Consider the following 21,889-nt stretch of genomic DNA (forward strand, 5'->3'; position numbering starts at 1 on the left):
TCGAACGCCTGGAAGACCTCACGATCGTGAGACCCGTAGATGACTCCGAGGAACGCCTCCTCCAGGACACCGAGCTCCTGAAGCAGGAGCTCGCGCGCGCCAGCCCAGGGCGCGAGTCCGGGCTGATGCGGCTCCTCGCGGCGCGGGTCGCGATGAACTGCGCCTTCCAGTTCTGGGGCCTGCTCGACGCCCGCGGCACGAACTGGGAGTCGAATTACGCCTCGGTCCGCGGCGCCGGCGTGGAGCTCGGGCAGGTGCACGGAGTGCCGTTCTGGGACTGCCGCTGGTGGCAGGGCGCGCCCGAGGCCCAGGAGCGGCTGAAGGACGCGGTGCGACACGCGGCGCGCGGCGAGTTCGTCCGGTACGACGTGGAGATCCTCGGGGGCAACCGGGGCGAGGAGATCATCACGATCGACTTCAACCTCAAGCCCGTCAAGGACCGGCACGGCAACGTCGTCTTCATGATCGCCGAGGGGCGAGACGTCACCGAGCAGCGGCGGCTCGAGCGGGAGGTCGCGCGGCACAGGGACGAGCTAGCGACGCTCGACCGCCTCAAGACGGAGTTCGTGGCCAACGTGAGCCACGAGTTCCGCACCCCGCTCACCCTGATCCTCGGGCGCGTCGAGGACGCGCTGGCCCACCCGGGGGCCTCGCTCTCGGGCGATGGCCTCGCCGCGGTGCGCCGCAGCACCCTGCGGCTCCTCCGCCTCGTCAACACGCTGCTCGACTTCTCCCGCATCGAGGCGGGGCGACTCCAGCGGACGTTCGAGCCGACCGACCTCGCGCGGCTCACCGCGGAGCTCGCGAGCCCCTTTCGCTCGCTGGTCGAGGGCGCGGGCCTGTCGCTCGTCGTGGACTGCCCGCCGCTGCCGGAGCCCGTCTACGTCGACCGGGCGCAGTGGGAGAAGATCGTGTCGAACCTCATGTCGAACGCCTTCAAGTTCACGTTCGAAGGGGAGATCGCGGTCTCGCTGCACCCTCACCCGGACCACGTCGAGCTGTGCGTGCGCGACACCGGCACCGGGATCCCGGCGGACGAGCTCCCGCGCATCTTCGAGCGGTTCCACCGCGTCCACGGCGCGCGCTGCCGGAGCATCGAGGGCACCGGCATCGGGCTCGCCCTCGTCCAGGAGCTCGTCAAGGTCCACGGGGGGGCCGTGCGCGTCTCGAGCGAGCTGGGCCGGGGGAGCGCGTTCACCGTGTCGGTCCCGAGGGGGCACGCGCACCTGCCGGCCGAGCGCGTCGCCGCGGCCGCCGTGGAGGCCGCGCCCTCGCGGGCGGGCACGAGCCTCCACGTGATCGAGGCGTCGCAGTGGTCTCCGCAGGCGCGCAAAGGCGCGGCACCCGGAGGCCCGGAGGCTCGCGCCGGGGCCGCGCCGGAGGCTCGCGCCGGGGCCGCGCCGGAGGCTCGCGCCGGGGCCGCGCCGGGGGAGCGCGCCGGGGCCGCGCCGGGGGAGCGCGATGGAAGCGTCCTCGTCGCCGACGACAACGCGGACATGCGCGACTACCTCGTCCACCTCCTTTCGCCGAGGTGGAGCGTGGAGGCGGTCTCCGACGGGCGGGCGGCCCTGGAGGCGGCGCTCGCGCGCCCGCCGGACCTCGTGGTGAGCGACGTGATGATGCCCAGGCTCGACGGCGTCTCCCTCCTCCGCGAGCTCCGGGCGGATCCGAGGACGAGCATGGTCCCCGTGATGCTCGTGTCCGCCCGCGCGGGCGAGGATGCGGTCGTCGAGGGCCTCGACACGGGGGCGGACGATTACCTCGTGAAGCCGTTCTCGGCGCGCGAGCTCCTCGCCCGCGTCCGGACGCAGATCGAGATGGCGCGGATGCGGCGGAGGGCGGCCGAGGCCGCGGAGCGGGAGCGCGCGCTGGAGCTGCCCCGCTTCCTCGACGCGGCGAGCGTGGTGCTCGCCGATTCGCTGGACTACCCGACGACCCTCGCCCGGGTCGCGCAGCTCGCGGTGCCCGTCCTCGCCGACTTCTGCCTCGTCGACCTGCTCGACGAGGAGGAGGGCACGTTCCGGCGGGTGGGCGCGGCCTGCGCGGACCCCTCGCAGGCCGCCCTGGTCGAGGAGGCGAAGCGCTTCGCGCCGGCGCTCGACGGCAACCGCGAGCACCCGCCGACGAAGGTGCTCATCGAGCGGGAGCCGTTGCTCGTCGAGCGCTTCACGGAGGAGCACATGCGCGCCATCGCGCACGACGAGGAGCACCTCCAGGTGATCCGGGCCATCGGGGGGCGCTCGGTGATGTGCGTCCCGCTGGCGCGGCGGGGGCGGCTCTTCGGGACGCTCACCTTCATCGCCGCGCAGTCCGGGCGCCGGTACAGCCGGGAGGACCTCGCGGCCGCGGAGGAGCTCGCGCGCCGCTGCGCGCTCGCCGTGGACAACGCGCGCCTGTACAAGGACGCCCAGAGCGCGATCGCCCTGCGCGACGAGTTCCTCTCGATCGCCTCCCACGAGCTGAAGACGCCGCTCACCCCGCTGTCGCTGCAGATCCAGATCCTGACGCGCCGCGCGCCGGAGCTCTGCCCCGACAAGGAGCGCCTCACGTGGCTCACGGACCGGCTCGGGCTCGTCCGCCGGCAGGGCGAGCGGCTGAGGCGGCTCGTCGACAACCTGCTCGACATCTCCCGCATCTCCGCGGGGCGCCTCGCCCTCGAGCTGGAGCCCGTGCGGCTGTCGGAGATCGCCCGGCAGGTGGTGGCCCGCTTCCACGAGGGCGGGGAGATCGCGGAGTCCGGCTCCCGGGTGACCGTGAGCGCAGGCGACGACGGCGCCGGCAACTGGGATCGGCTGCGGCTCGAGCAGGTCGTCGACAACCTCGTCTCGAACGCGCTCAAGTATGGTCAGGGAAAACCCATCGAGATCGCCGTCGACTCGGCGGGATCGAGCGCCACGCTCACGATCGCGGACCACGGTATCGGGATCGCGCCGGAGCACCTCGGCCGGATCTTCGGGCGGTTCGAGCGGGCCGTGTCGGCGCGGCACTATGGCGGTCTGGGCATGGGGCTCTACATCTCGAGGCGGCTGGTCGAGGCGCTGGACGGCTCGATCGAGGTGAGCTCGGTCCTGGGCGAGGGCTCCACCTTCAAGGTCACGCTGCCGCTGGCCGGCCCCGCCGCCGCTCTGCCGGGGGGCGGGCCGGGCTCCGGGCGCGCCTGAGGCGATCGGCGCGAGCGGGCCGCGGGCCCGCGCCTGGCCGGAGCGCCACAGGACCCTGCTGCCTCGGGAAGAGGGCGAGTGCGCATGACGATGAGCCGTCCCAACAAGTGCATCCTGATCGTCGATGACGACGCCGCGATCCGCCAGACACTGAGCGAGCTCCTGGAAGAGGAGGGGTATCTGGTCGCGTCGGTCGCGAACGGGCGCGAGGCCCTCGACTACCTGCGGGACGATCCGTCGTCCATCTCGCTGGTCCTGCTCGACCTGATGATGCCGGTCATGGATGGGTTCCAGTTCCGGGCCGAGCAGAAGCGCGACCCGATGCTCGCCTCCATGCCGATCGTGGTGATGACCGCGCGCGGCGGGACGGACCGCGCCGGCATCGACGCTGACGCGGTGATCAGCAAGCCGTTCGACGTGCTCAAGCTGATGGACACCATCGAGCGGAGCTGCCGGAGGGAGTGAGCCGCGTGCGGCAGCTATCGAGTTTGCCGAGGTGCGGCGCGGGCGGGGGCCTCACGGCGGGATCCCTACGACCGCGAGCTCGGCTGTCGTGAACAGCAGCGGCAAATAGACAGGAGGCCTCGTCGCCACGGCGCCTGTCGCGAGCTCATCCGCCCGCATCACACTCCGTGAGCGTTCCACCCTTCAGTCCGCCATGGAGAGCAAGTTCTCCACGCGGTGAATCGGAATGGCACACGTTTTCGACGTGCTAAGATCAACTCTTCTGTACAAGGATGTCGCTGGCGGATCTGCTGGACTGTTGTGTGAATGCTCACCGTGGTGCGCTGATGGCAGGTGGCCAATGGCAGCGACAAGAGATGCTGGCGCGCACGCGGTAGAAACCATCCTATAAAGCGCTGATGTGGGTAGGCGCTCGGGCCATGGCACGGTGCCAGAGCGCGAAGAAGAAGACGCTCCGCAGGGGCGACGGCGCTCGCCGTCTCGTTCGAGTCGGGGCAGCGTAACCTTTGTTGTCAGGAGAAACCTCGATGAAGAGCCTCAGCTTCGCAGCGATTCTGGTCACGGTGTGCGCGGTGGCGGCCTGTTCGGATGAGGGCGGCCCGGAAGGTGACGGCGGGGCGGGCGGTGGGGGCGGCGCGTCCGGCACCACCACGTCCTCCTCGAGCTCGACGGTCACGACGGGCACAGGGACGGGCGGCAGCGGCGAGGGCGGCGGCGGCGGCGGCGGCGGCGGCGGCAGCGCCGACTGCGCCGCGCAGTGCTTCGAGGACAATCAGCAGGGAGCCGTGGCGTTCCTCGAGTTGACGCTCGAGGCCTGCGGTTGTGCGGAGGGCGCTACGTGTGTCAGCTCCTGCGACACGACCGAAGCCGAGACCGACGCCTGCGGGGACGATGGATCCGCCAACTTGCAGGGGCTCCGGGGGAACGAGGCGTGCCTGAACTGCGTCGACGGGCTCCGGGAAGACGAGTGCCTCGATACGTTCGCGGGGCAATGCGCCGCGGACGAGGGGTGCGCCGCGTACATCACGTGCGTGTCCGAGTGCCTGTGAGATCGTGAGACCGAGAGGGCGGCCTCGCGCCGCGCCCGGCCGGCGGGCGACGCGGTCGCTAGGCCTCTCCCCTCGATCCGGCGATGTTCGCGAGCACCGCGAGCAGCTCCGCCGGCTCGATCGGCTTCGGGACATGGGTGTTGAACCCGGCCCGCAGGGCGCGCGTGCGGTCCTCGGTGCGCGCATAGGCCGTGAGCGCGACCGCCGGGGTCCGCCCGCCGCTCGCCGACGGGAGCGCGCGGATCTTGCGGATCAGCGCGTAGCCGTCCTCGCCGGGCATGGCGATGTCGGACACGAGCACGTCGGGCCGCAGCGCCTTGAGCGCGAGAAGCGCCTCGGCGGTGGAGGCCACCGCCGTCACGTGCGAGCCGCACTGCTCCAGCATCGTGACGAGGAGCTCGCGCGTGTCGTCCTCGTCGTCCACCACGAGCACGTTCAGCCCCTCGAGCTCCGGAGGGCGATCGGTCCCGCCCAGGCCGGGCAGCGACATCCCCCGGCGATCCCGGGCGTGGCTCGGCACCACCGCGAGCGGCAGCCGGACGATGAACGTCGCGCCCCGCCCCTCGCCGTCGCTCAGCGCCTGGACCGTGCCGCCGTGCATCTCCGCCAGGCTCTTCACGATCGTGAGCCCGAGGCCCAGGCCCCCGTGCTTGCGGGTGGTGCCGCTCTCGGCCTGCCGGAACTGCTCGAACACGTAGGGCAAGAACGCGGGATCGATGCCCTGGCCGGTGTCGGACACGACGATCTCGGCCGACGCCTCGGAGCGCTCGAGCCGGACGCGCACGGCCCCTCCGCGCGACGTGAACTTCACCGCGTTGCTGAGGAGGTTCCAGACGACCTGCTGCAGCCGTCCCGCGTCCCCCGCCACGGGGCCCACCCCGGGCTCGAGCAGCGGCTCGAGCCGCACCCCCTTGGCGTCGGCGGCCGGACGCACCACATCGAGCGCGGAGTCGATCACGGCCACGAGCTCGACCGGCTGCACCTCGAGCCGGAGCTTGCCGGCCATGATGCGCGAGATATCGAGCAGATCGTCGATCAGCTGCGCCTGCGCCTGCGCGTTGCGCTCCACCGTCTCCAGCGCCTTCTCGCGCCGATCCTCGGCGAGCTTGCCGGTGCGCAGCATCCGGATCCAGCCGAGGACCGCCGTGAGCGGGGTGCGCAGCTCGTGGCTCATCGTCGCCAGGAACTCGTCCTTCAGGTGGCTCGCGGCCTCGGCCTCCTCCCTCGCCGCCTGCGCCGCGGCGAGCAGGCCCTGCCGCTCCTCCTCCGCGCGCTTGCGCGCGGTGATGTCGAAGAACGAGGAGACGACGCCGGCCACCGCGCCGTCCGCGCGGCGGAGCGGCTGCGCGTTCACCGAGAGCCACAGGACCGAGCCGTCCCGCCGCTCCATGCCGAGCAGGACGCCCGACTGGGGCGCGCCGGTCCGGAGCGCGACCTGCGCGGGGTACATCTCGAACGGGAACGGCGAGCCGTCCTCGCGCACGAACCTGCACGCGGGATCCAGCATCGTCGACCCGACGATCTGCGCCACGGGCCGCCCGAGGATCCGCTCGGCGCTCGCGTTCGCGGTGCGGATCACCCCGCGCTCGTCCTGGAGCGTGATGCCCTCCTCGAGCGCGCTGATGATCACGCGGTAGCGCTCCTCGCTGTCCCGGAGCGCCCGCTCCGCCTCGAGCGCGTCGGTCTCGTCGCGCGTGATCAGCACGGCGCCGGCGGGCGATCCGTCGGCGTGCCGCAGCGGCGACGCGGTCCCGGCGAGCGCGCGGATCGAGCCGTCGGGGCGCGTCACGAGCCAGCGCGCGTTCTCGACCTTCTCGCCCCGGATCGCGCGGTAGAGCGGGTCCTCCTCGGGGCGCAGCGGCCGCCCGTCCAGCGCGAGCAGCCCGCTCGCCCGCAACGCCTCGATCGCGGCGCTCGCGTCCCGGGCGTAGACGCCGTGCTGGCGCTGGGCCTCGCCGTTGCAGATGCGCAGCACCCCGCGCTCGTCCGCGGCCATGATGCCGTCGCCGCTCTGATCGATGAGGGCGCGCAGCAGATCGCGCTCCACCGCGGCGATGCGCTCGGCCCGCTCGGCCCGCTCGCGGAGCCGCTTCGAGCGGAGGAGCGCCCCGACGCGCGCCGACAGGGCGGCCGCGGGGCAGGGTTTGACCACGTAGTCGTCGGCGCCCGCGGTGAGCCCCTCGACGAGGTCCTGCTCGTGCCCGGCGACGGTCAGGATGAGGATGGGGAGCCCGACCGTGGCGGGGCGCGACCGGAGCAGGCCGCAGATCTCGGTGCCGGACATGCCCGGCATCACCTGGTCGAGCACGAGCACGTCGGGGAGATCGCTGCTCGTCACGCGCTCCAGCATCACCGCGGCGTCCGTGAAGACCTGGACCTCGTGCCCGGCCGCGAGCGAGCGCGCCGCCATCTCGGCCTCCAGCGGCGAGTCGTCGAGGATCCACACGACGGCGCGCAGCGCGTGCTCGCTCGGCGGCGGCTCCGCGCCCGCCTCCCGGGCGCCGCGCCCCGCCGGAGCCGCAGCGCGCCGCGGCGAGGCGCTCGCTTCGCGCGCCGCGTCCGCGAGCACGAAATCCATCGTTGTCGGCCGGTTCATGGTTCTCCAGGAGCAGCAGGGACCTCAACGACCCTCTCCGGCGAGAGGCCGCTCTCCGGGTTGAAACCGGGGCGCGGAGGGGAATTGGCTCTCCGCGAGTCGTTACCGCCCAGTCTCATCTGATCGAGAGCCCACATCGACGCAAGCCCCACGCGCGGAAAAGCGCGCTGTCGCGTTCCGCCGCTTCGCGGCGCCTCGATGCGCGCCTCCGCCGCTCTGGGCCGCGCGCGGGTTCTCCGGTTTGCCGCGCGCGGCGATCGCCGAGCCGGGCGCCGCGTGCTGCGGACGGCCGCGCGCGGGCTGCGGCGCGCGGCGCTGCGCCGCCCCGCGCGCCCTGGCCCGAGCGAGCGCCCCTCGGCGCCGATGCCGGACGGACGCGGCGCAGCCGGCGCAGACCCGAACGTGCGCTCCTCGTCTGCGCGTCGTGATCCTCGGGGCCGGTCCGACGGGATTTCCCTGATTCGCTCGGGCTCGCTCCGGCGCGCGATTGACACCCAGCACGCGGGCCAGCTATGCCCTCGGCCGAGTGTCGCTGTGGCAGAGATCCTCGTCGTCGACGACAGCAGGGTAATGCGTGAGATGATCGTGGCCTGCCTGCGGGCCGAGCAGTACACGTTCGCGCACGCGGCGAGCGGGCTCGAGGCGATTGAGACGCTCTCGCTCAGGCCGTTCGATCTCGTGGTGCTCGACCTGAATATGCCCGATATCGGGGGGCTCGAGGTCATCGAGTTCATCCGGGGCCAGGACAAGCTGCGGAGCCTGCCGATTCTGGTGGTGACCACCCGGGGCGATGAGGAGTCGCGGGCCCGCGCGCTCGGCGCGGGGGCCTCGGAGTTCATGACGAAGCCGTTCACGCCCGACGCCATCCTGGCCAGCGTGCGAGCGCTCCTCGGGGAGCGTGTCGCGGGCGCGGGATGAGCGACGCGCTCGACGTGAACGAGTTCGTGGCCGGCTACCTCGTCGAGGTGGAAGAGCACCTCTCCGCGTCGACCGCGAACCTCCTCGCCGCCGAGGCGGCCCTCCGCGCCGGCGAGTCGAACCCGCGGGCGATCCGCGAGCTCTTCCGCGCTCTTCACACCATCAAGGGCCTCTCCGCCATGGTCGGCGTGGAGCCGATCGTGGACATCGCCCATGCGATGGAGACCGTGCTCCGGGCGGTGGACAGGGCGGCTGGCAGCCTCTCCGCGCCGTCGATCGAGGTGCTGCTCCGCGGGCTCCGGGCCATCGAGGAGCGGACCCGCGCCCTCGCCGGGAAGCAGCCGGTGCCGCCGGCGGCGCCCGCGCTCCTCGACGCGCTCTCCGCGCTCGATCTCGCCGCCGCGCCGTCGCCCCCCGCGCCGACGATCAGCGCCGACCCCGAGATCCTCGCGAAGCTCGGGCCCGGCGAGCGGGTGCAGCTCGCGCAGGGCGTGGCCGCCGGCCGGCGCGCGCTGCGGGTCGATTTCGTCCCGTCGCCGGCGCGCACGGCCGAGGGGATGAACATCACGACCGTCCGCGAGCGCGTCGGCAAGCTCGCCGAGATCGTCAAGGTCGTCCCGCTCTCGGTCCCGGCCAGCGAGAGGGCGCCGGGCGGCATCGCCTTCGCGCTCCTCGTCCTCACGAGCGCGCCCGACGAGGAGATCGCGCGGGCCGCGGGCGCCGACGGCGTCCGCCCGCTCACGGTGGCGCCGCCGGTCCCGCTGGCCGTCGCGGCCCTGGCCGAGGCCGAGCCGGAGGAGCCAGCGGACCGGGAGCCCCAGCTCCGCGGCGTGGTGCGCGTCGAGGTGGCGCGCCTCGACGACGCGCTCGACAAGCTGTCGGCGCTCGTCGTCACGCGGTTCCGGCTCGCCCGGGCGGCCGCCGATCTGCGCGCCCGCGGGGTGGACATCCGCGACCTCGCGGAGATCCTGCGCGAGCACGACCGCCAGCTGCGCGACCTCCGCGGCGCCATCATGCGCGCGCGGATGATCTCGGTGACGGAGCTCCTCGAGCGCGTGCCGCTCGTCGTCCGCGGCCTCGGCCGCGCGACCGGCAAGCAGGTGCGGATCGAGATCGACGCGGGCCAGGCGGAGCTCGACAAGGCGGTCGCGGAGCGCATCTTCCCGGCGATCGTGCACCTGCTCCGCAACGCGGTCGATCACGCGATCGAGCCGCCCGCGGAGCGGCGGCGGCTGGGCAAGCCCGAGGAGGGCGTCGTCCGGGTCTCCTGCTTCGAGCGCTCCAACAACCAGCTCGAGCTCAGCGTCGCCGACGACGGGCGGGGCATCGACCGCGCGCTCGTCGCGGCGCGGGCCGGCCGCCCCGCGCCCGACAGCGACGCGGCGCTGCTCGATCTCATCACCTTGCCCGGGCTGTCCACGCTCGACCAGGCGACGAAGACCAGCGGCCGCGGGCTCGGGATGGACATCGTGCGGCGCATCGCCGTGGAGCAGCTCGGCGGCGAGCTCTCCGTGAGCACGGCGCGCGGCGCCGGCACCACCTTCACCCTCCGGATCCCGCTCACGTTGACCATCGTGGACGCCTTCTCCTTCCTGTGCGGAGACCAGCCGTTCGTGACGCCCGTCGCGGGCGTGGAGGAAGTCATGGAGATCGACGCGGCCCGCATCTTCCGCGGCCCGGCGCCGGGCCGCGCCCGGGGCGGTACGGAGCTGCCGGCCCTGGGCCCGGCCCGGGGCGGCACAGAATTGCCAGCGCCGGGCCGCGCGTGGGGAGGTATCGAGTCGCCAGCGCCGGGCCGCGCGCGGGGAGGTACCGAGTTGCCAGCGCCGGGCCGCGGGCGGGGCGGTACAGAGTTGCCGGCCCCGGGCCACGCCCGGGGCGGTACAGAGTTGATCGAGCGGCGCGGCGAGGTCGTGCCCCTCGTCGACCTCGGCGCGCTCTTCGAGCTCGGGGCCTCGTCCGCGACACGGGCGCTCGTCGTGCGGCGCAACGGCGCGCCCTTCGCCTTCGGCGTGACCCGCGTGCTCGGCCAGCAGGAGGTGGTCGTGCGGCCGCTCGAGGACCCGCTCGTCAAGGTGCCGGGCGTGTCCGGCTCGACCGATCTCGGCGACGGCCGCCCCACGCTCGTCCTCGACCTCGTGAGCCTCAGCGGGCGGCTCTCCGCCGGCCAGGGTGGCCGCGCGGGCCTGGTCCGGGTGGCTTCATGAGCGACCTGCACGTGGTCCTGAAGGTGGCGGACACCGAGTACGCGATCTCGGCGGCCGACGTGCTCCACATGGAGTCGTTCACCGGCGCGACCCGGGTGCCGGGCACGCGGCCGTACGTCGGCGGCCTCATTCAGATCCGCGGCCGCGTCGTGCCGGTCGTGGATCTGCGCGCCCGGTTCGGCCTCCCCACCGTGGAGCCCACGCTGGACTCGCGGGTCATCGTCGTCCAGCGCGGCGGCCGCACCGTGGGCCTCCTCGTGGACAGCGCGCGGGAGGTCGTCAACATCGCCGCCGACGAGCTGCGGGCGCCCCCCGAGGTCATGGCGGAGGAGAGCGCCGGGTTCGTGCGGGCGGTCGCGAAGCTCGGGAAGCGGCTCGTCATGCTCGTCGACGTCGGCAGGATCATCGGTGAGGAGCAGGATCATGGCAGTTGATGCAATCGCGGACATCGACGGCGCGCTCGCGCGGGCAGAGCAGACCGAGCGCTCGCTCCGTCAGGCGATCACGGCCGTGGCCGGCGTCGAGCAGGCGGCCGCGCGCCTCGCCGCCGCCGGCGCCGAGCACGCCGCCGCCGGTAGGCAGCAGGGTGCCGCGGCGGGCGCGCTCGCGGGCGAGATCGAGGAGGCGGCGGCCGCGGCCCAGGCGCTCGCGCGGTCGGGGCAGCGCGTCAGCGACGCGGTCGCCGAGGTCGCGCAGGGCACGGAGGGCATGACGAGCGGCCTCGGGGCGGTCGCCCCCGCGCTCGCCGGCGTCAAGGGCGACGCCGAGGCGCTCGCCGGCTCCGCGGAGACGACCGCGGCGGCGCTCGAGGAGATCGCCCGCTCGGTGAAGTCGGTGAGCGCCAGCGCCGAGGAGCTCGCGTCGTCGAGCGAGGAGCTCCTCGGCTCCGTCTCGGTGACGAGCGGGGCCGCCGAGGAGGCGGCGGCCCGCGGCGAGAGCAGCGCCGCGGCGCTCGAGCAGATCGGGGCCACCATCGAGGAGATGTCGAAGGGCATCGCGCGCCTCTCGGCCGACGCCCGGGGGGTCGGGTCGCAGATCTCGACCATGGCCGGCGCCGTCGCGGGCGTGAGCGGCTCCCTCGACCGCGTCTCGCGCGACGCCACCGAGATGGCGAGCGCGGTCGAGGAGACCGCCGCGACCGCGGAGCAGATGGCGCGGTCGATCCGCGGGGTGGCGGATAGCGCGAAGGCGCTCGACGCGAGCGCGTCGTCGACCGCGAGCACGATCACCGAGATCGCGAGCTCGGTCGAGGAGGTCGCGGCAACGGCCGAGAAGAACGCGGCGACCATCGAGGCCAACGCGGTCGCCGCCGAGGAGCTCGCGCGGACCGCGCAGCAGGTCGCGCAGAGCGCCGACCAGATCAGCGGGCTCGCGGCCGGCAACGCCGCCGCCTCGTCGCAGGTCGAGGCCGCCACGCGGCGGATCGTCTCCATCGTCGAGACCGCGCGCACGACCGCCGAGCAGGGCGTCGCGACCGCGCGCCAGGGCGCGGCCACCGTGGGCAGGTCCATCGCCGGCCTCGGCAGCATCCGGCAGGCGATGGTCGACTCCGCGTCGGTCATGAAGGAGATGGGCAAGCGGGCCGAGGAGATCGGCGACATCGTCCAGACGATCAACCTGATCGCCGACCGCACGAACCTGCTCTCGCTCAACGCCAGCATCGAGGCCGCGCGGGCGGGGGAGCACGGCCGGGGCTTCGCCGTCGTCGCCGAGGAGATCCGGAACCTCGCGGACCGGGCCGCCGTCTCGAGCGCCGAGATCGCCAAGATCGTCCGCGCGCTCCAGGCGAGCGCCCGCGAGGCGGTGGCCGCCTCGACCGAGGGCGTGAAGGTCGCGGACGAGGGGACCCGGCTCGCGGGCGACGCCGACCGGGCGCTCGCGTCGATCCTGCAGGGGGTCGAGGAGCTCGGCCGCTCGATCCGCGACATCGACCGGGCGAACGGCGAACAGGTGCAGGCGGTGGGCGCCCTCACGCAGACCGCGATGCGCATGAGCGAGGAGGGCAGGGCGGTCGCGCGCTCCGCGGCCGAGCAGACCAAGGCGGTCCAGGCGCTCGCACAGGGGAGCGCCGAGATGCGGCGCATGGCCCGGCAGACGAAGGAGGCGACCGCCGAGCAGGCGCGCGCGCTGCGCGACGCCGTGAAGCTGAACGGGCAGCTCACGTCGAGCGCCGAGCGCGTGTCGCGGGCGATGGAGGAGCAGGCGACGGGGGCGTCGCAGCTCGCGAAGGTCGCCGCGCAGATGCGCTCGCTGACGCATCAGACCAGCACCGCCATGGTCGAGCAGACCCGCGCCCTGGCCGGGGTCACGGCGCTGACGCAGGAGGCCGCGGGCGCGTCGCAGCGGATGGTCGCCGGCCTCGCGGAGCAGGCCGGCGGCGCGACCGAGGTCGCGCGCGCCATGGACGACGTCCGGAAGCTGTCGGCCCAGTCGGCGCGGGGGATCGGCGAGCAGGCGCGGGCCGCGAAGCAGCTGGAGGCGTCCGCCCGCCAGGTCGCGCGGCTCGCGGCGGCGGTGACCTCCGCCACGGCGGACCAGACCCAGGCGACGGCGTCCCTCGCGAAGGAGGGGGAGTCCGTGCGCCGGATCGCCAAGCAGACGGCGCGCGCGGTGGCCGATCAGGCCGAGTCCGTCGCGGCGCTCGCGTCGGGCGCGGGCCGGCAGGCGGCGTCGCTCCAGGGCGTCGTCAGGGCGGCCGCCGAGCTGTCGACCCGGAGCGAGCAGCACGCCGCGTCGCTCGCCCGTCTGCGCGAGCCGGTCCGGGAGGTCGCCGCCGCCGCGGCGCGGCAGGCGCGAGACTCCGGCGCGGTCGCGGCCGACGCCGGCCACGTGCTCGATCAGGTCGGCCGGATCCGGCACGCGAGCGCCGAGCACGCGGACGCGGTCGCGGGGGTCGCCGCCGCGGTCGCGCACCTCAGGGCGAACGGAGGCCTGCCCCACGCCCCGCCGGAGACCTCGTGATCTCCCGGCGCCCCGCGCTCTCCGTCTCGGACGCGGAGCGGCAGCGCGTCGAGCAGGTGGATCGGCTCGCCGCGTCCGGGCCCGCGGGGGTGCCGGCGCTCATCGAGATGCTCGCGGACCCGAGCTGGACCGTGCGGCGGTCCGTCGTCGCGTCGCTCGCCGCGCTCGGCGACGCGGCCGTGGGGCCGCTCTGCGCGTGCCTCTCCGCGCGGCGCGACAGCGAGGCGCGCGTCGCCGCCAACGTCGACGCGCTCGTCGCGTCGCTCGGCGACGTCGACGACGCCGTGCTCGCGCTGACGCGGGACCCTCGCCCCGCGATCGTCGCCGACGCGGCGCAGATCCTCGGGCGCCGCAGCAGCGCGAAGGCGGTCCCCCGGCTCGCGGAGCTCACGTCGCACGCCGACGACAACGTTGCGGTCGCCGCGATCGAGGCGCTCGGCCGGGTCGGCGGCCGATCGGCGGTCGACGCGCTCGTGAGCGCCGTCACGAGCGGCAATTTCTTCCGCGTCTTCCCGGCGATCGACGTGCTCGGCCGCAGCGGCGACCCGCGCGCGATCGGCCCGCTCTCGGCCCTCCTCGACGACCCGCGCTACCTCCTCGAGGCGGCGCGGGCGCTCGGCCGCACCGGCAGCCGGAGCGCCGTGGCGTCGCTGATGCGCCTGCTCGGGCGCCCGAGCGACGCGGTCGCGCGCGTCGCCGCGGTGGCGCTCGCCGAGCTGCGCGAGCGATACCGCGAGCGCTACGGGACGGCCGGGCCGATCGACGAGGCGCTCCGGGGCGAGGCGCCGGCGCCCGGCGCGGCGCGGCGGCTCTCGCAGAGCCTCGCCGGGGCGGATACGGCCGAGCAGGTCCTCATCTGCAGCGTGCTCGGCGCGATCGGGGGCGAAGACGTCCTGCTCGATCTGACGCGCCTGCTCGACGCCGAGCCCCCCGTCGCGAGCGCCGCGGCGGAGGCGCTCTTCCAGCTCTCCCGGAGCGCCGACTCCCGGGTGCTCGCGGCGCTGCGCGACGGCGACAGCTCCCGCCGGCTCTTGCTCCTGCCGCTCGTCCGGGGCGCCGCGGCCGCGGGCGACGTGGAGCGCTGCCTCGCGGATCCGGACCCGGAGGTCCGCGCGGCGGCGTGCGACGCCCTCGCCCGGATCTCGGAGCCGAGCTCGGCGGGCGCGCTGTTCCGGCTCCTCGACGACCCGAACCCCCGCGTCGTCCACGCCGCGACGACCGCGATCCAGTGCCTCGGCGGCCCCGACGTCGAGGCGCTCGCGATCGCCGCGGCCCGCGAGGGGACCCCGTCCGTGCGGCGGACGGCCCTGCGGATCCTCGCCTACTTCGCGCCCGCCTCGGCGCTGCCGATCTTCCTCGACGGCGTCCGCGACCCCGACCTGCGGACGCGCGAGCGCGCGATCCACGGCCTCGCGTCCTTCGCGCAGCCGGAGGCGCTCGACGCGCTCGCCGCCCTCGCCGCCGACGCGTCGGAGCGGGTCCGGGCGGTGGCGATGCGGGCGCTCGGGCAGTCGCAGCGGGCGCCGCGCGTCGTCGACGCGCTCCTCGCGGGGCTCGGCGACGAGGACGCGTGGGTCCGCTATTTCGCCTGCCAGGCGCTGGGGAAGCTCGGGTGCGAGGCGGCGGCCGGGCTCATCGCCGAGCGGCTCCGGGACGAGAGCGGCCAGGTGCGCGTGGCGGCGATCGAGGCGCTGTCGGCGATCAAGGGCGATCTCGCGCTCGCGGCGCTGGAGCAGGCGGCCCAGGCGAGCGACACGGACATGCGGCGCTCGGCGCTGATCGGGCTCGGCATCGCCGGGCGGGCGGAGTCTTTGCCGACCTTGCTCGGCGCGCTCTCGTCGCCGGACGTGGCGACCCGGCTCGTCGCGGTCTCGGCGATCTCCGGCTTCTCGTCGCCCGACGTCCTGCCGGCGCTCGTGCGCGCGGCGGGCGACCCCGACGAGAGCGTGCGCGCGGCGGCGACCGGCTTCATCGCGGGGCGGGCCGGGGTCGAGGCGACGCGGAGCCTCATCGCGCTGCTCGCGGCCTCGCCGGCGCAGGGCTCGCTCCTCGCCGCGCTGTCCACGCCGGTGCCGGGGCGCGTCGAGGGCATCCTCGAGGCGCTCGGGACGGCGGACGACGAGCTCTCGCCCGTCCTCACCGCGGCGCTCGCGCGGATGCGGCAGCCCGCGGGGCACGCCGCGCTCCTCGAGGCGCTCGGCCTGGCCTCCGCGCCGGCGCGGAAGGCGGCGGCCACGACGCTCGCCGCGGTGGCCACGCGGGAGGGGTTCGCCGCGGTCGAGCACGCCTCGCGGACCGATCCGGACCCGGAGGTGCGGCGCGTGGCCGCGTCGGTCCTCTCGCAGTGGGCATGACGCCGTGGGTATGACGAGCCGCCTCCCCATCTCGCCGCAGGTCTTCGCGATCTTCAGCGCGCTCATCGCCGAGAAGATCGGCATCCACTACGACGCGGGGGATCGCGAGCTGCTCGGCGACAAGGTCTCGGTGCGCGCGCTCGACGCCGGCTTCGACTCGCTGCTCGATTACTACTACTTCCTCCGCTACGACCCCGCGGGCGCGGCCGAGCTGGACGCGCTGATCGACGCGCTGGTCGTGGGCGAGACGTACTTCTTCCGCGAGCTCGCGCAGCTCGAGGTCGCGGTCGCGGAGCTCGTCGCGCCGCGCGCCCTGGCGGGGGAGCGGCCGCGGATCTGGTCGGCGGCATGCTCGACCGGGGAGGAGCCGTTCACGATCGCGATGCTCCTCGCCGAGCGGGGCCTGCTCGGCAAGGTCGATCTCGTCGCGAGCGACATCAGCGCGCGGGCGCTCTCGCGCGCCCGGGCCGGGGTGTACGGGCCGCGCTCGCTCCGGAGCAACGCCCCGCCGCCCCCCTTCGCCACCCGGTGGCTGGAGGTGACGCCCGACCGGGTCGCCGTGAGCGCCGAGCTGAAGGAGGCGATCGACTGGCGGCGGATCAACCTGCTCGAGGCGTCCGAGGTCGCGTCGCTCGGGCAGTTCGACGTCATCGTCTGCCGCAACGTGCTCATCTACTTCCACGACAACACGGCGCGGTGGGTGATCACGAACCTCTCGGGGGCGCTCGCCGCGGACGGGGCCCTCCTGGTCGGGATCTCCGAGTCGCTGCTGCGGCTTGGCACCGCGCTCGCCTGCGAGGAGCGGGGGGGCGTGTTTCTCTACCGGAAGACCGCGCGATGAAGAACCCGGCTGTCCGCGTGCTCGTTGTCGACGACTCCGCCTTCGTGCGCAAGGTGCTGCGGCAGGTCCTCGGCGCGAACGCCGCGATCGAGGTCGTCGACACGGCGATGGACGGCCTGGACGCGCTGGAGAAGATCGCGCGGCACAAGCCCGATGTGGTCACGCTCGACCTCGTGATGCCGAACCTCGACGGCATCGGCGTGCTCGCGTCACTGCCGCGCGAGGGCGCCCCGCGGGTCGTCGTCGTGAGCAACTCCGAGGCGGACAGCGAGCTCGGCGTCAGGGCGCTCCAGCAGGGCGCGGTCGATCTCGTCGAGAAGCCGACGTCGCTCGCGACCGATCGCCTCTTCGAGCTCTCGGACGAGCTGGTCCGCAAGGTGCTCGCCGCGGCCGAGGCGCGGGTCCACCGCGACGGGCCGCGCCCGCAGCCGCCGCCCGTGCCCGGCGCGATCCCCGCGCTGCCGCGCGCGCGCGTCGTCGTGATCGGCACGTCCACCGGCGGCCCCCAGGCGCTGACGCGGCTCTTCGCGGCGATGCCCGGCGATTTCCCGGTCCCCATCGTCGTGGCGCTGCACATCCCCGCCGGGTACACGGAGTCCCTGTCGTGCCGCCTGAACGACGCGAGCGCCCTCTCGGTCGTCGAGGCCTCGGACGATCTCCAGCTCCGGCCCGGGCTCGCGGTCATCGCGCGCGGCGGGACGCACCTCGAGGTCCGGCGCCACCGGGACCGCGCCAGCGTCCGCTTCGCGGAGGCGTCCAGGGCATCGCCGTACTGCCCGTCGGTCGATCTGCTCTTCTCGAGCGCCGCCGCCGAGTTCGGGTCGGGCGTGCTCGGGGTCGTGCTGACGGGCATGGGCGACGACGGCCTGGAGGGGTCGAGGGCGATCCACAAGGCCGGCGGCCGGATCCTCGTCGAGGCCGAGTCGTCCTGCGTCGTCCACGGCATGCCCCGCCGCGTGCTGGAGGCCGGGCTCGCCGCGGCCGAGGCGCCGATCGACGAGATGCCCGCGGCCATCCTGCGGCACCTCTGACGCCGGGCGGCCGGCCCGTCACAGCGGCCAGTAAACGACCTTTCCCTCGATCTCCTGGAACGTGGCCGCGTTGCCGTCCTGGGACACGATGAAGGCGATCCGCTCCGGGTACCCCGCCACGAACGCCGCAGCCGCGCGGTGGCGGGTGCCGCGCGCGTCGAGGCTCAGGCTCACGTCCATCCGCTGGTCCGGGGTCGCGGCGTACACCTCGGAGATGATCGACCGCGGCGGGGGCAGCTTCGCGCCGAACGCGAGCACGTCGAGGCCGTGGCTCATCACCACCGCGCCGTCGACGGTCGTCAGCCGGACGATGAGGTCGAGCAGCCGGTTGAGGCGCTCGGAGCTCTTGAACCCGTGGTTCGGGCCGCGCGCCGCCCCTTCCACCGCGGGCTTCTTCCCGTCTGCCTGCCGCGGCTCGCTCGGCGGCTGGCTCTCGCGCGCTGCGGAGACGGAGAGTTCGAGGATGGCCGAGCCGAGGCACAGCGCGGGATCCAGCCGCTTGACCTCGGTGTCGAACGGATTCCCCTCTTCGCCGAACAGCTGCGGCAGGCCCTCGCCCGGCCCGAGCACGACGAGGAGCCCGCCGCGCCCGAGCTCGACCATCCCTTCCACGATGCGCAGGAGATACTTGCTCACGCGGCGGCCGTGCGGCCTCGCGAGGTCCCGGACGACGGCCCGCTCGATGGAGTCGAGCTGCGGCCGGTTCTTCGGCATCCACGTCCGCACGGCGCCGCGCTCGTAGCGGACGATCTCCCACTCGCCGCGGTACACGGCCACGACGCCGGGCTTCGGCACCACCACGCGCACGAGCTGATCGAGCTCGAAGGAGCGCCGGCTGTGCGGCGTCGCGATGCCGGCGATCACGAGCGACCCGTCCTGCGGCACCACGGACAGGAAGGAGCGCGGCCACGCGCACGCCGAGGCGAGGTTGGCGACGTGCTCCACGTCGAACGCCACGGCGGAGCCGAACCGAACGAGATCCCAGGCCGGCTCGTCGAGCTCGAGGTCGGCGAGGCTCCCGGCGAACACGACGCCGACCGGGTTCAGCCGCCCCTCTTCGGTCGCCATGGACGCGAAGAACATCGTCTCGATCAGCTCGGTGAGGACGGCGGCGAAGGGGGGCGGCGGCGCCGCGCCCGGGTCGACCTTGCCCCTGCACGAGAGCGTCTGCGCCGTGAGCTGGGGCTGCTCCTGCAGATCGAGAAATGCGGCCGTGACATCCGCAGGATACTTGAGGCGCATGAGCTCGGTATACCATCCAGCGCCGTCGACGGTCAGGCCGACGGCTGCATGCGGGCTCGGCCCGCCGCCCCGGCGGTGAGCGCCGCGGCGGCGCGCGGTCCGCCCACGTCGCGCGGCGTCACGCGGCCCGGCGAGAGCCGCTCGCCTTTCGCTTCGAGGACTCCGCCTTTCGCGGCTTCGCGCCGGCGCTCTCGGCCCGTTTGTTGTCGTTTGCGTCGTTTGCGTCGTTTGCGTCGTTTGCGTCGTTTGCGTCGTTGGCGACCTTCGCGCCCTTCTGGCCGAGGCTCTTCTTGAGCAGCGCGATGAGGTCGACCGTGCCGGTGTCGCGGCGGTGCTCTTCCTCCTCCTCTGGCTCCGCGGGCGTCGTGGTCTGACCGGATTTCACCTTCTTCTCGATCATCTTCATCACGTCGTCGCGGTACTCATCCTTGTATTTTTCCGGCTTCCACTCGGTGGCCATCTCGGCCACGAGGCGCTCGGCCATCTCGAGCTCCCGCTTGCCGAGCCCCTTTGCGTCGACATCCATCTCGGGCAGGTCGAGCTCTTCATCGGAGCGGAGCTCGTGCGCGAACCGCAGCAGGTTCAGCACGAGCGCGCGGCCGTGCGGCCGCACCGCGGCGATGTGCTCGCGCGTCCGGATCACGACCTTCGCGATCCCGACCTTCCCCGTCTTCCGCAGCGCCTCGCGCAGGAGCACGTACGCCGTCACGGACGACTTCTTCTTGCTGTTCGTCGACGCGGGGGCGAGGTAGTACGGCTTCTCGTAGTATATCGGGTCGATCTCCGAGGCGTCGACGAAGTCGAGGATGTCCACGGTCTGCGTCGCCTCCACGTTCGCGCGGCGCAGGTCCTCGTCGGACATGACCACATACTCGCCCTTCTCGTAGGGATAGCCGCGGACGATATCGTCCCAGCTCACCGGCTCGCCCGTCTCCCGGTTCACGCGCTCGTAGCGGATCGGCGTCATGTTGCGCCGGTCGAGCTGCGTGAAGTGGAGCTCGTTGGGCTCCTCCGCGGGGTAGAGGGCGACCGGGATCTGCACGAGCCCGAAGCTGATACTCCCTTTCCAGATGCTGCGAGGCATGCGCTCTCCTTCGACCCGAGAGGTCCGTTTCAGGTCCGTGTCGGGGGGCAATGCAAGCCAGCGGCCGACGGCGCGGTCCCGGAGGTCCCGCGCGCCGCGCACGTCCAGGCCGCTCCAGGCCGGCCGCGCTGCGGCGCCGCCGCGGCCGGCGTCGCGTTTCGCCACAGCGGACCGAGCGGAGCGGCGATTGCTGCCCCGCTGGCCCTGGCCCGCTGTATAACCCACCCTCTCTATGCCGCGGCGGACCCACGACCTCCACGGAGCTGCGCCGGACAACAGCCGGACCGCGCTCCTCCTCATCGACGTCATCAACGACCTGGATTTCCCGGAAGGGGACCAGCTGCTCGCCCACGCCCTCCCGATGGCGCACCGCATCCGGGCGCTGAAGCAGCGGTGTCGCGACGCGGGCATCCCCGCGGTCTACGTGAACGACAACTTCGGCCGCTGGCAGTCCAACTTCCACCGGCAGATCGAGCACTGCCTGGGAGAGGGCGTCCGCGGCCGGGAGATCGCGGCGCTGCTGCGGCCCGGAGAGGAGGATTATTTCGTGCTCAAGCCCAAGCACTCGGGCTTTTACGGCACCACGCTCGAGATCCTGCTCGAGTCGCTCGGCGTGCAGACGCTGATCCTCACCGGCATGGCGGGGAACATCTGCGTCCTGTTCACGGCGAACGACGCTTACATGCGCGATTACCGGCTGGTCGTCCCGTCGGACTGCGTGGCCTCGGAGAGCGAGGAGGACAACCGCTACGCGCTCCGCCAGATGCAGCGCTTCCTCAAGGCCGAGATCGCGCCGTCCGACGAGGTCGACCTCGAGCGGCTGCCCGCCTGACGCCTTGGGGGGGACCGGGCGTCGGACGGGCAGCTGCCCGAGGTCATGTGTCCCGCAGGGGCGTCACGCTCAGGCGACGGCCCGCTGCTTCGACGAGAGGCCCTCTTCGGTGAGGACCGCGATGTCGGTCGCGCCGCCGCGCTCCAGGACCTGCTTGGCCAGCGCGCGCTCGTTGCTGTTCTCGACGTGGACGGAGATCAGGATGTTGCCGCCCTTGATCTTGCCCTCGTACTGCTTGGCCTCGACCTCGGGGATGCCGAGCCCGATGAGGGCGCCGGTCACGCCGCCGACCGCCGCGCCCGCCGCGGCGCCGCTCAGCGCGGCCATGATCGGGCCGGCCGCGATGAAGGGCCCGAGGCCGGGGATGGCGAGCGCGCCGATGCCGGCGAGCAGGCCGATGGTCCCGCCGATCGCGCCGCCGGCGCTGGCGCCCGCGGTCGCGCCCTCGGGCGCCTTCGTGTTCTTCTCGTGCGCGAAGTCCCGCGTGCCGTGCTTGTCGGGGAACAGCGCCGAGATATCGCTGGTCATGAAGCCGGCGCGCTGGAGCTCACCGACGATGATGTCTGCCTGAGCGAGCGTGCTCACGAGGCCCAGGACCGCTTTCTTCGTTGCCATGGTGTCTTCCTTTCAGACTGGTTCAGTCAACGTCAACTTCGAGCTGGTTGTCGACCCGCTGGACGCCCGGGATCCCCTTGGCGACCGCCTCGATGTCAGCCTTTTCCTTGTCGCTCTTCACCGGGCCGCGCAGCGTGACGACCTGCCCGTTGGTGATGATCTTGACGTTCTTGGCGGTCATCGAGAGCGTGTCGTTCGCCACGACCGCCTGACGGATCTTCTGCGTGATCGTGCGATCGGCCTCGTTCTCGCCCTGATCCCCGGGGGTCAGCGCGGCGGGATCGCGATCGCGATCGTTCTTGTCCGTGTTGTCGGCGGCCGCGGGCGTGGGGTTGTTCGCCCTCTGGGCGACCTCGCCCGGCACCGTCGCGGTGTTGTTGTCCGAACGAGTGGTGCCTTCTGCTCTGTCGCAGCCAACCGCGGCAGCGACAGAGAGAGACATCAGCAGGAAGAGTTTCGCTGTGTTCATGCCCGGACCCTGTCGCAAGCGCCGGGCCACCTCGGGCCGAGAGCGCCTGTCGGTCCACGGCTGT

The 21,889-nt window shown here is 73.5% G+C and carries 16 protein-coding genes; 11 read left to right on the forward strand and 5 right to left on the reverse strand.

Features of this window, described 5'->3' with window-relative positions; all coding sequences use genetic code 11:
• The first annotated feature begins 26 nt into the window (after positions 1-26).
• From NQZ70_RS16410 to NQZ70_RS16420, 3 genes are all read left to right on the forward strand, one after another.
• Complete coding sequence (locus NQZ70_RS16410; protein ID WP_272828498.1) at positions 27-3,161, forward strand: ATP-binding protein; 3,135 nt, start codon at positions 27-29, stop codon at positions 3,159-3,161.
• Positions 3,162-3,245: 84 nt separating this feature from the next.
• Entirely contained in the window at positions 3,246-3,626 is a 381-nt protein-coding gene (locus NQZ70_RS16415) for a response regulator (protein WP_129575048.1), read from the forward strand.
• Positions 3,627-4,153: 527 nt separating this feature from the next.
• Positions 4,154-4,675, forward strand: coding sequence for a hypothetical protein (locus tag NQZ70_RS16420; RefSeq protein ID WP_165373994.1), 522 nt, complete (start codon positions 4,154-4,156; stop codon positions 4,673-4,675).
• A 58-nt stretch (positions 4,676-4,733) separates the two neighbouring features.
• Here NQZ70_RS16420 and NQZ70_RS16425 read toward each other — a convergent pair whose 3' ends face one another.
• Positions 4,734-7,271 carry a response regulator gene (locus NQZ70_RS16425; protein WP_237245352.1) on the reverse strand — a complete coding sequence of 846 codons (2,538 nt, stop codon included), beginning with the start codon at positions 7,269-7,271 and terminating at the stop codon, positions 4,734-4,736.
• A 534-nt stretch (positions 7,272-7,805) separates the two neighbouring features.
• Between NQZ70_RS16425 and NQZ70_RS16430 the strand changes: the two genes are divergently transcribed.
• The 7 genes from NQZ70_RS16430 to cheB are packed head-to-tail and all read left to right on the forward strand — an operon-like array spanning position 7,806 to position 17,583.
• A complete protein-coding gene (locus tag NQZ70_RS16430; protein WP_129575051.1) occupies positions 7,806-8,189 on the forward strand; it encodes a response regulator in 384 nt (127 codons plus the stop codon).
• Positions 8,186-10,396, forward strand: a complete 2,211-nt coding sequence (locus NQZ70_RS16435; RefSeq protein ID WP_129575052.1) for a chemotaxis protein CheA — start codon at positions 8,186-8,188, stop codon at positions 10,394-10,396. Before NQZ70_RS16430 ends, NQZ70_RS16435 begins: the two co-directional genes overlap by 4 nt.
• On the forward strand, positions 10,393-10,830 hold the full coding sequence (locus tag NQZ70_RS16440; protein WP_129575053.1) for a chemotaxis protein CheW: 438 nt from the start codon (positions 10,393-10,395) through the stop codon (positions 10,828-10,830). Before NQZ70_RS16435 ends, NQZ70_RS16440 begins: the two co-directional genes overlap by 4 nt.
• Positions 10,820-13,357 (forward strand): methyl-accepting chemotaxis protein, encoded by a 2,538-nt coding sequence (locus NQZ70_RS16445; protein ID WP_129575054.1) that lies wholly within the window; start codon positions 10,820-10,822, stop codon positions 13,355-13,357. The genes NQZ70_RS16440 and NQZ70_RS16445 overlap by 11 nt, the downstream gene beginning before the upstream one ends.
• Positions 13,354-15,711 carry a HEAT repeat domain-containing protein gene (locus NQZ70_RS16450; RefSeq protein ID WP_129575055.1) on the forward strand — a complete coding sequence of 786 codons (2,358 nt, stop codon included), beginning with the start codon at positions 13,354-13,356 and terminating at the stop codon, positions 15,709-15,711. Before NQZ70_RS16445 ends, NQZ70_RS16450 begins: the two co-directional genes overlap by 4 nt.
• A 10-nt stretch (positions 15,712-15,721) precedes the next feature.
• Positions 15,722-16,552: a protein-glutamate O-methyltransferase CheR gene (locus NQZ70_RS16455; protein ID WP_129575056.1), complete on the forward strand. Its 831-nt coding sequence runs from the start codon at positions 15,722-15,724 to the stop codon at positions 16,550-16,552.
• A complete protein-coding gene (gene cheB / locus NQZ70_RS16460) occupies positions 16,549-17,583 on the forward strand; it encodes a chemotaxis-specific protein-glutamate methyltransferase CheB (RefSeq protein WP_129575057.1) in 1,035 nt (344 codons plus the stop codon). The genes NQZ70_RS16455 and cheB overlap by 4 nt, the downstream gene beginning before the upstream one ends.
• Before the next feature lie 18 nt (positions 17,584-17,601).
• Here cheB and NQZ70_RS16465 read toward each other — a convergent pair whose 3' ends face one another.
• Together NQZ70_RS16465 and NQZ70_RS16470 are read right to left on the reverse strand one after the other, a co-directional pair.
• Positions 17,602-18,825 carry a putative sensor domain DACNV-containing protein gene (locus tag NQZ70_RS16465; protein WP_129575058.1) on the reverse strand — a complete coding sequence of 408 codons (1,224 nt, stop codon included), beginning with the start codon at positions 18,823-18,825 and terminating at the stop codon, positions 17,602-17,604.
• A 118-nt stretch (positions 18,826-18,943) separates the two neighbouring features.
• A complete protein-coding gene (locus NQZ70_RS16470) occupies positions 18,944-19,909 on the reverse strand; it encodes a Ku protein (RefSeq protein ID WP_129575059.1) in 966 nt (321 codons plus the stop codon).
• A gap of 232 nt (positions 19,910-20,141) precedes the next feature.
• Between NQZ70_RS16470 and NQZ70_RS16475 the strand changes: the two genes are divergently transcribed.
• Positions 20,142-20,741, forward strand: a complete 600-nt coding sequence (locus tag NQZ70_RS16475; protein ID WP_129575060.1) for a cysteine hydrolase family protein — start codon at positions 20,142-20,144, stop codon at positions 20,739-20,741.
• A 69-nt stretch (positions 20,742-20,810) separates the two neighbouring features.
• Here NQZ70_RS16475 and NQZ70_RS16480 read toward each other — a convergent pair whose 3' ends face one another.
• Entirely contained in the window at positions 20,811-21,356 is a 546-nt protein-coding gene (locus NQZ70_RS16480) for a DUF3341 domain-containing protein (RefSeq protein WP_129575061.1), read from the reverse strand.
• Between the two features lie 22 nt (positions 21,357-21,378).
• Complete coding sequence (locus tag NQZ70_RS16485) at positions 21,379-21,843, reverse strand: BON domain-containing protein (protein ID WP_237245353.1); 465 nt, start codon at positions 21,841-21,843, stop codon at positions 21,379-21,381.
• Positions 21,844-21,889 lie beyond the last annotated feature (46 nt).

The organism is Sorangium sp. So ce836 (assembly GCF_028553905.1).
GTDB lineage: Bacteria > Myxococcota_A > Polyangia > Polyangiales > Polyangiaceae > Sorangium > Sorangium cellulosum_D.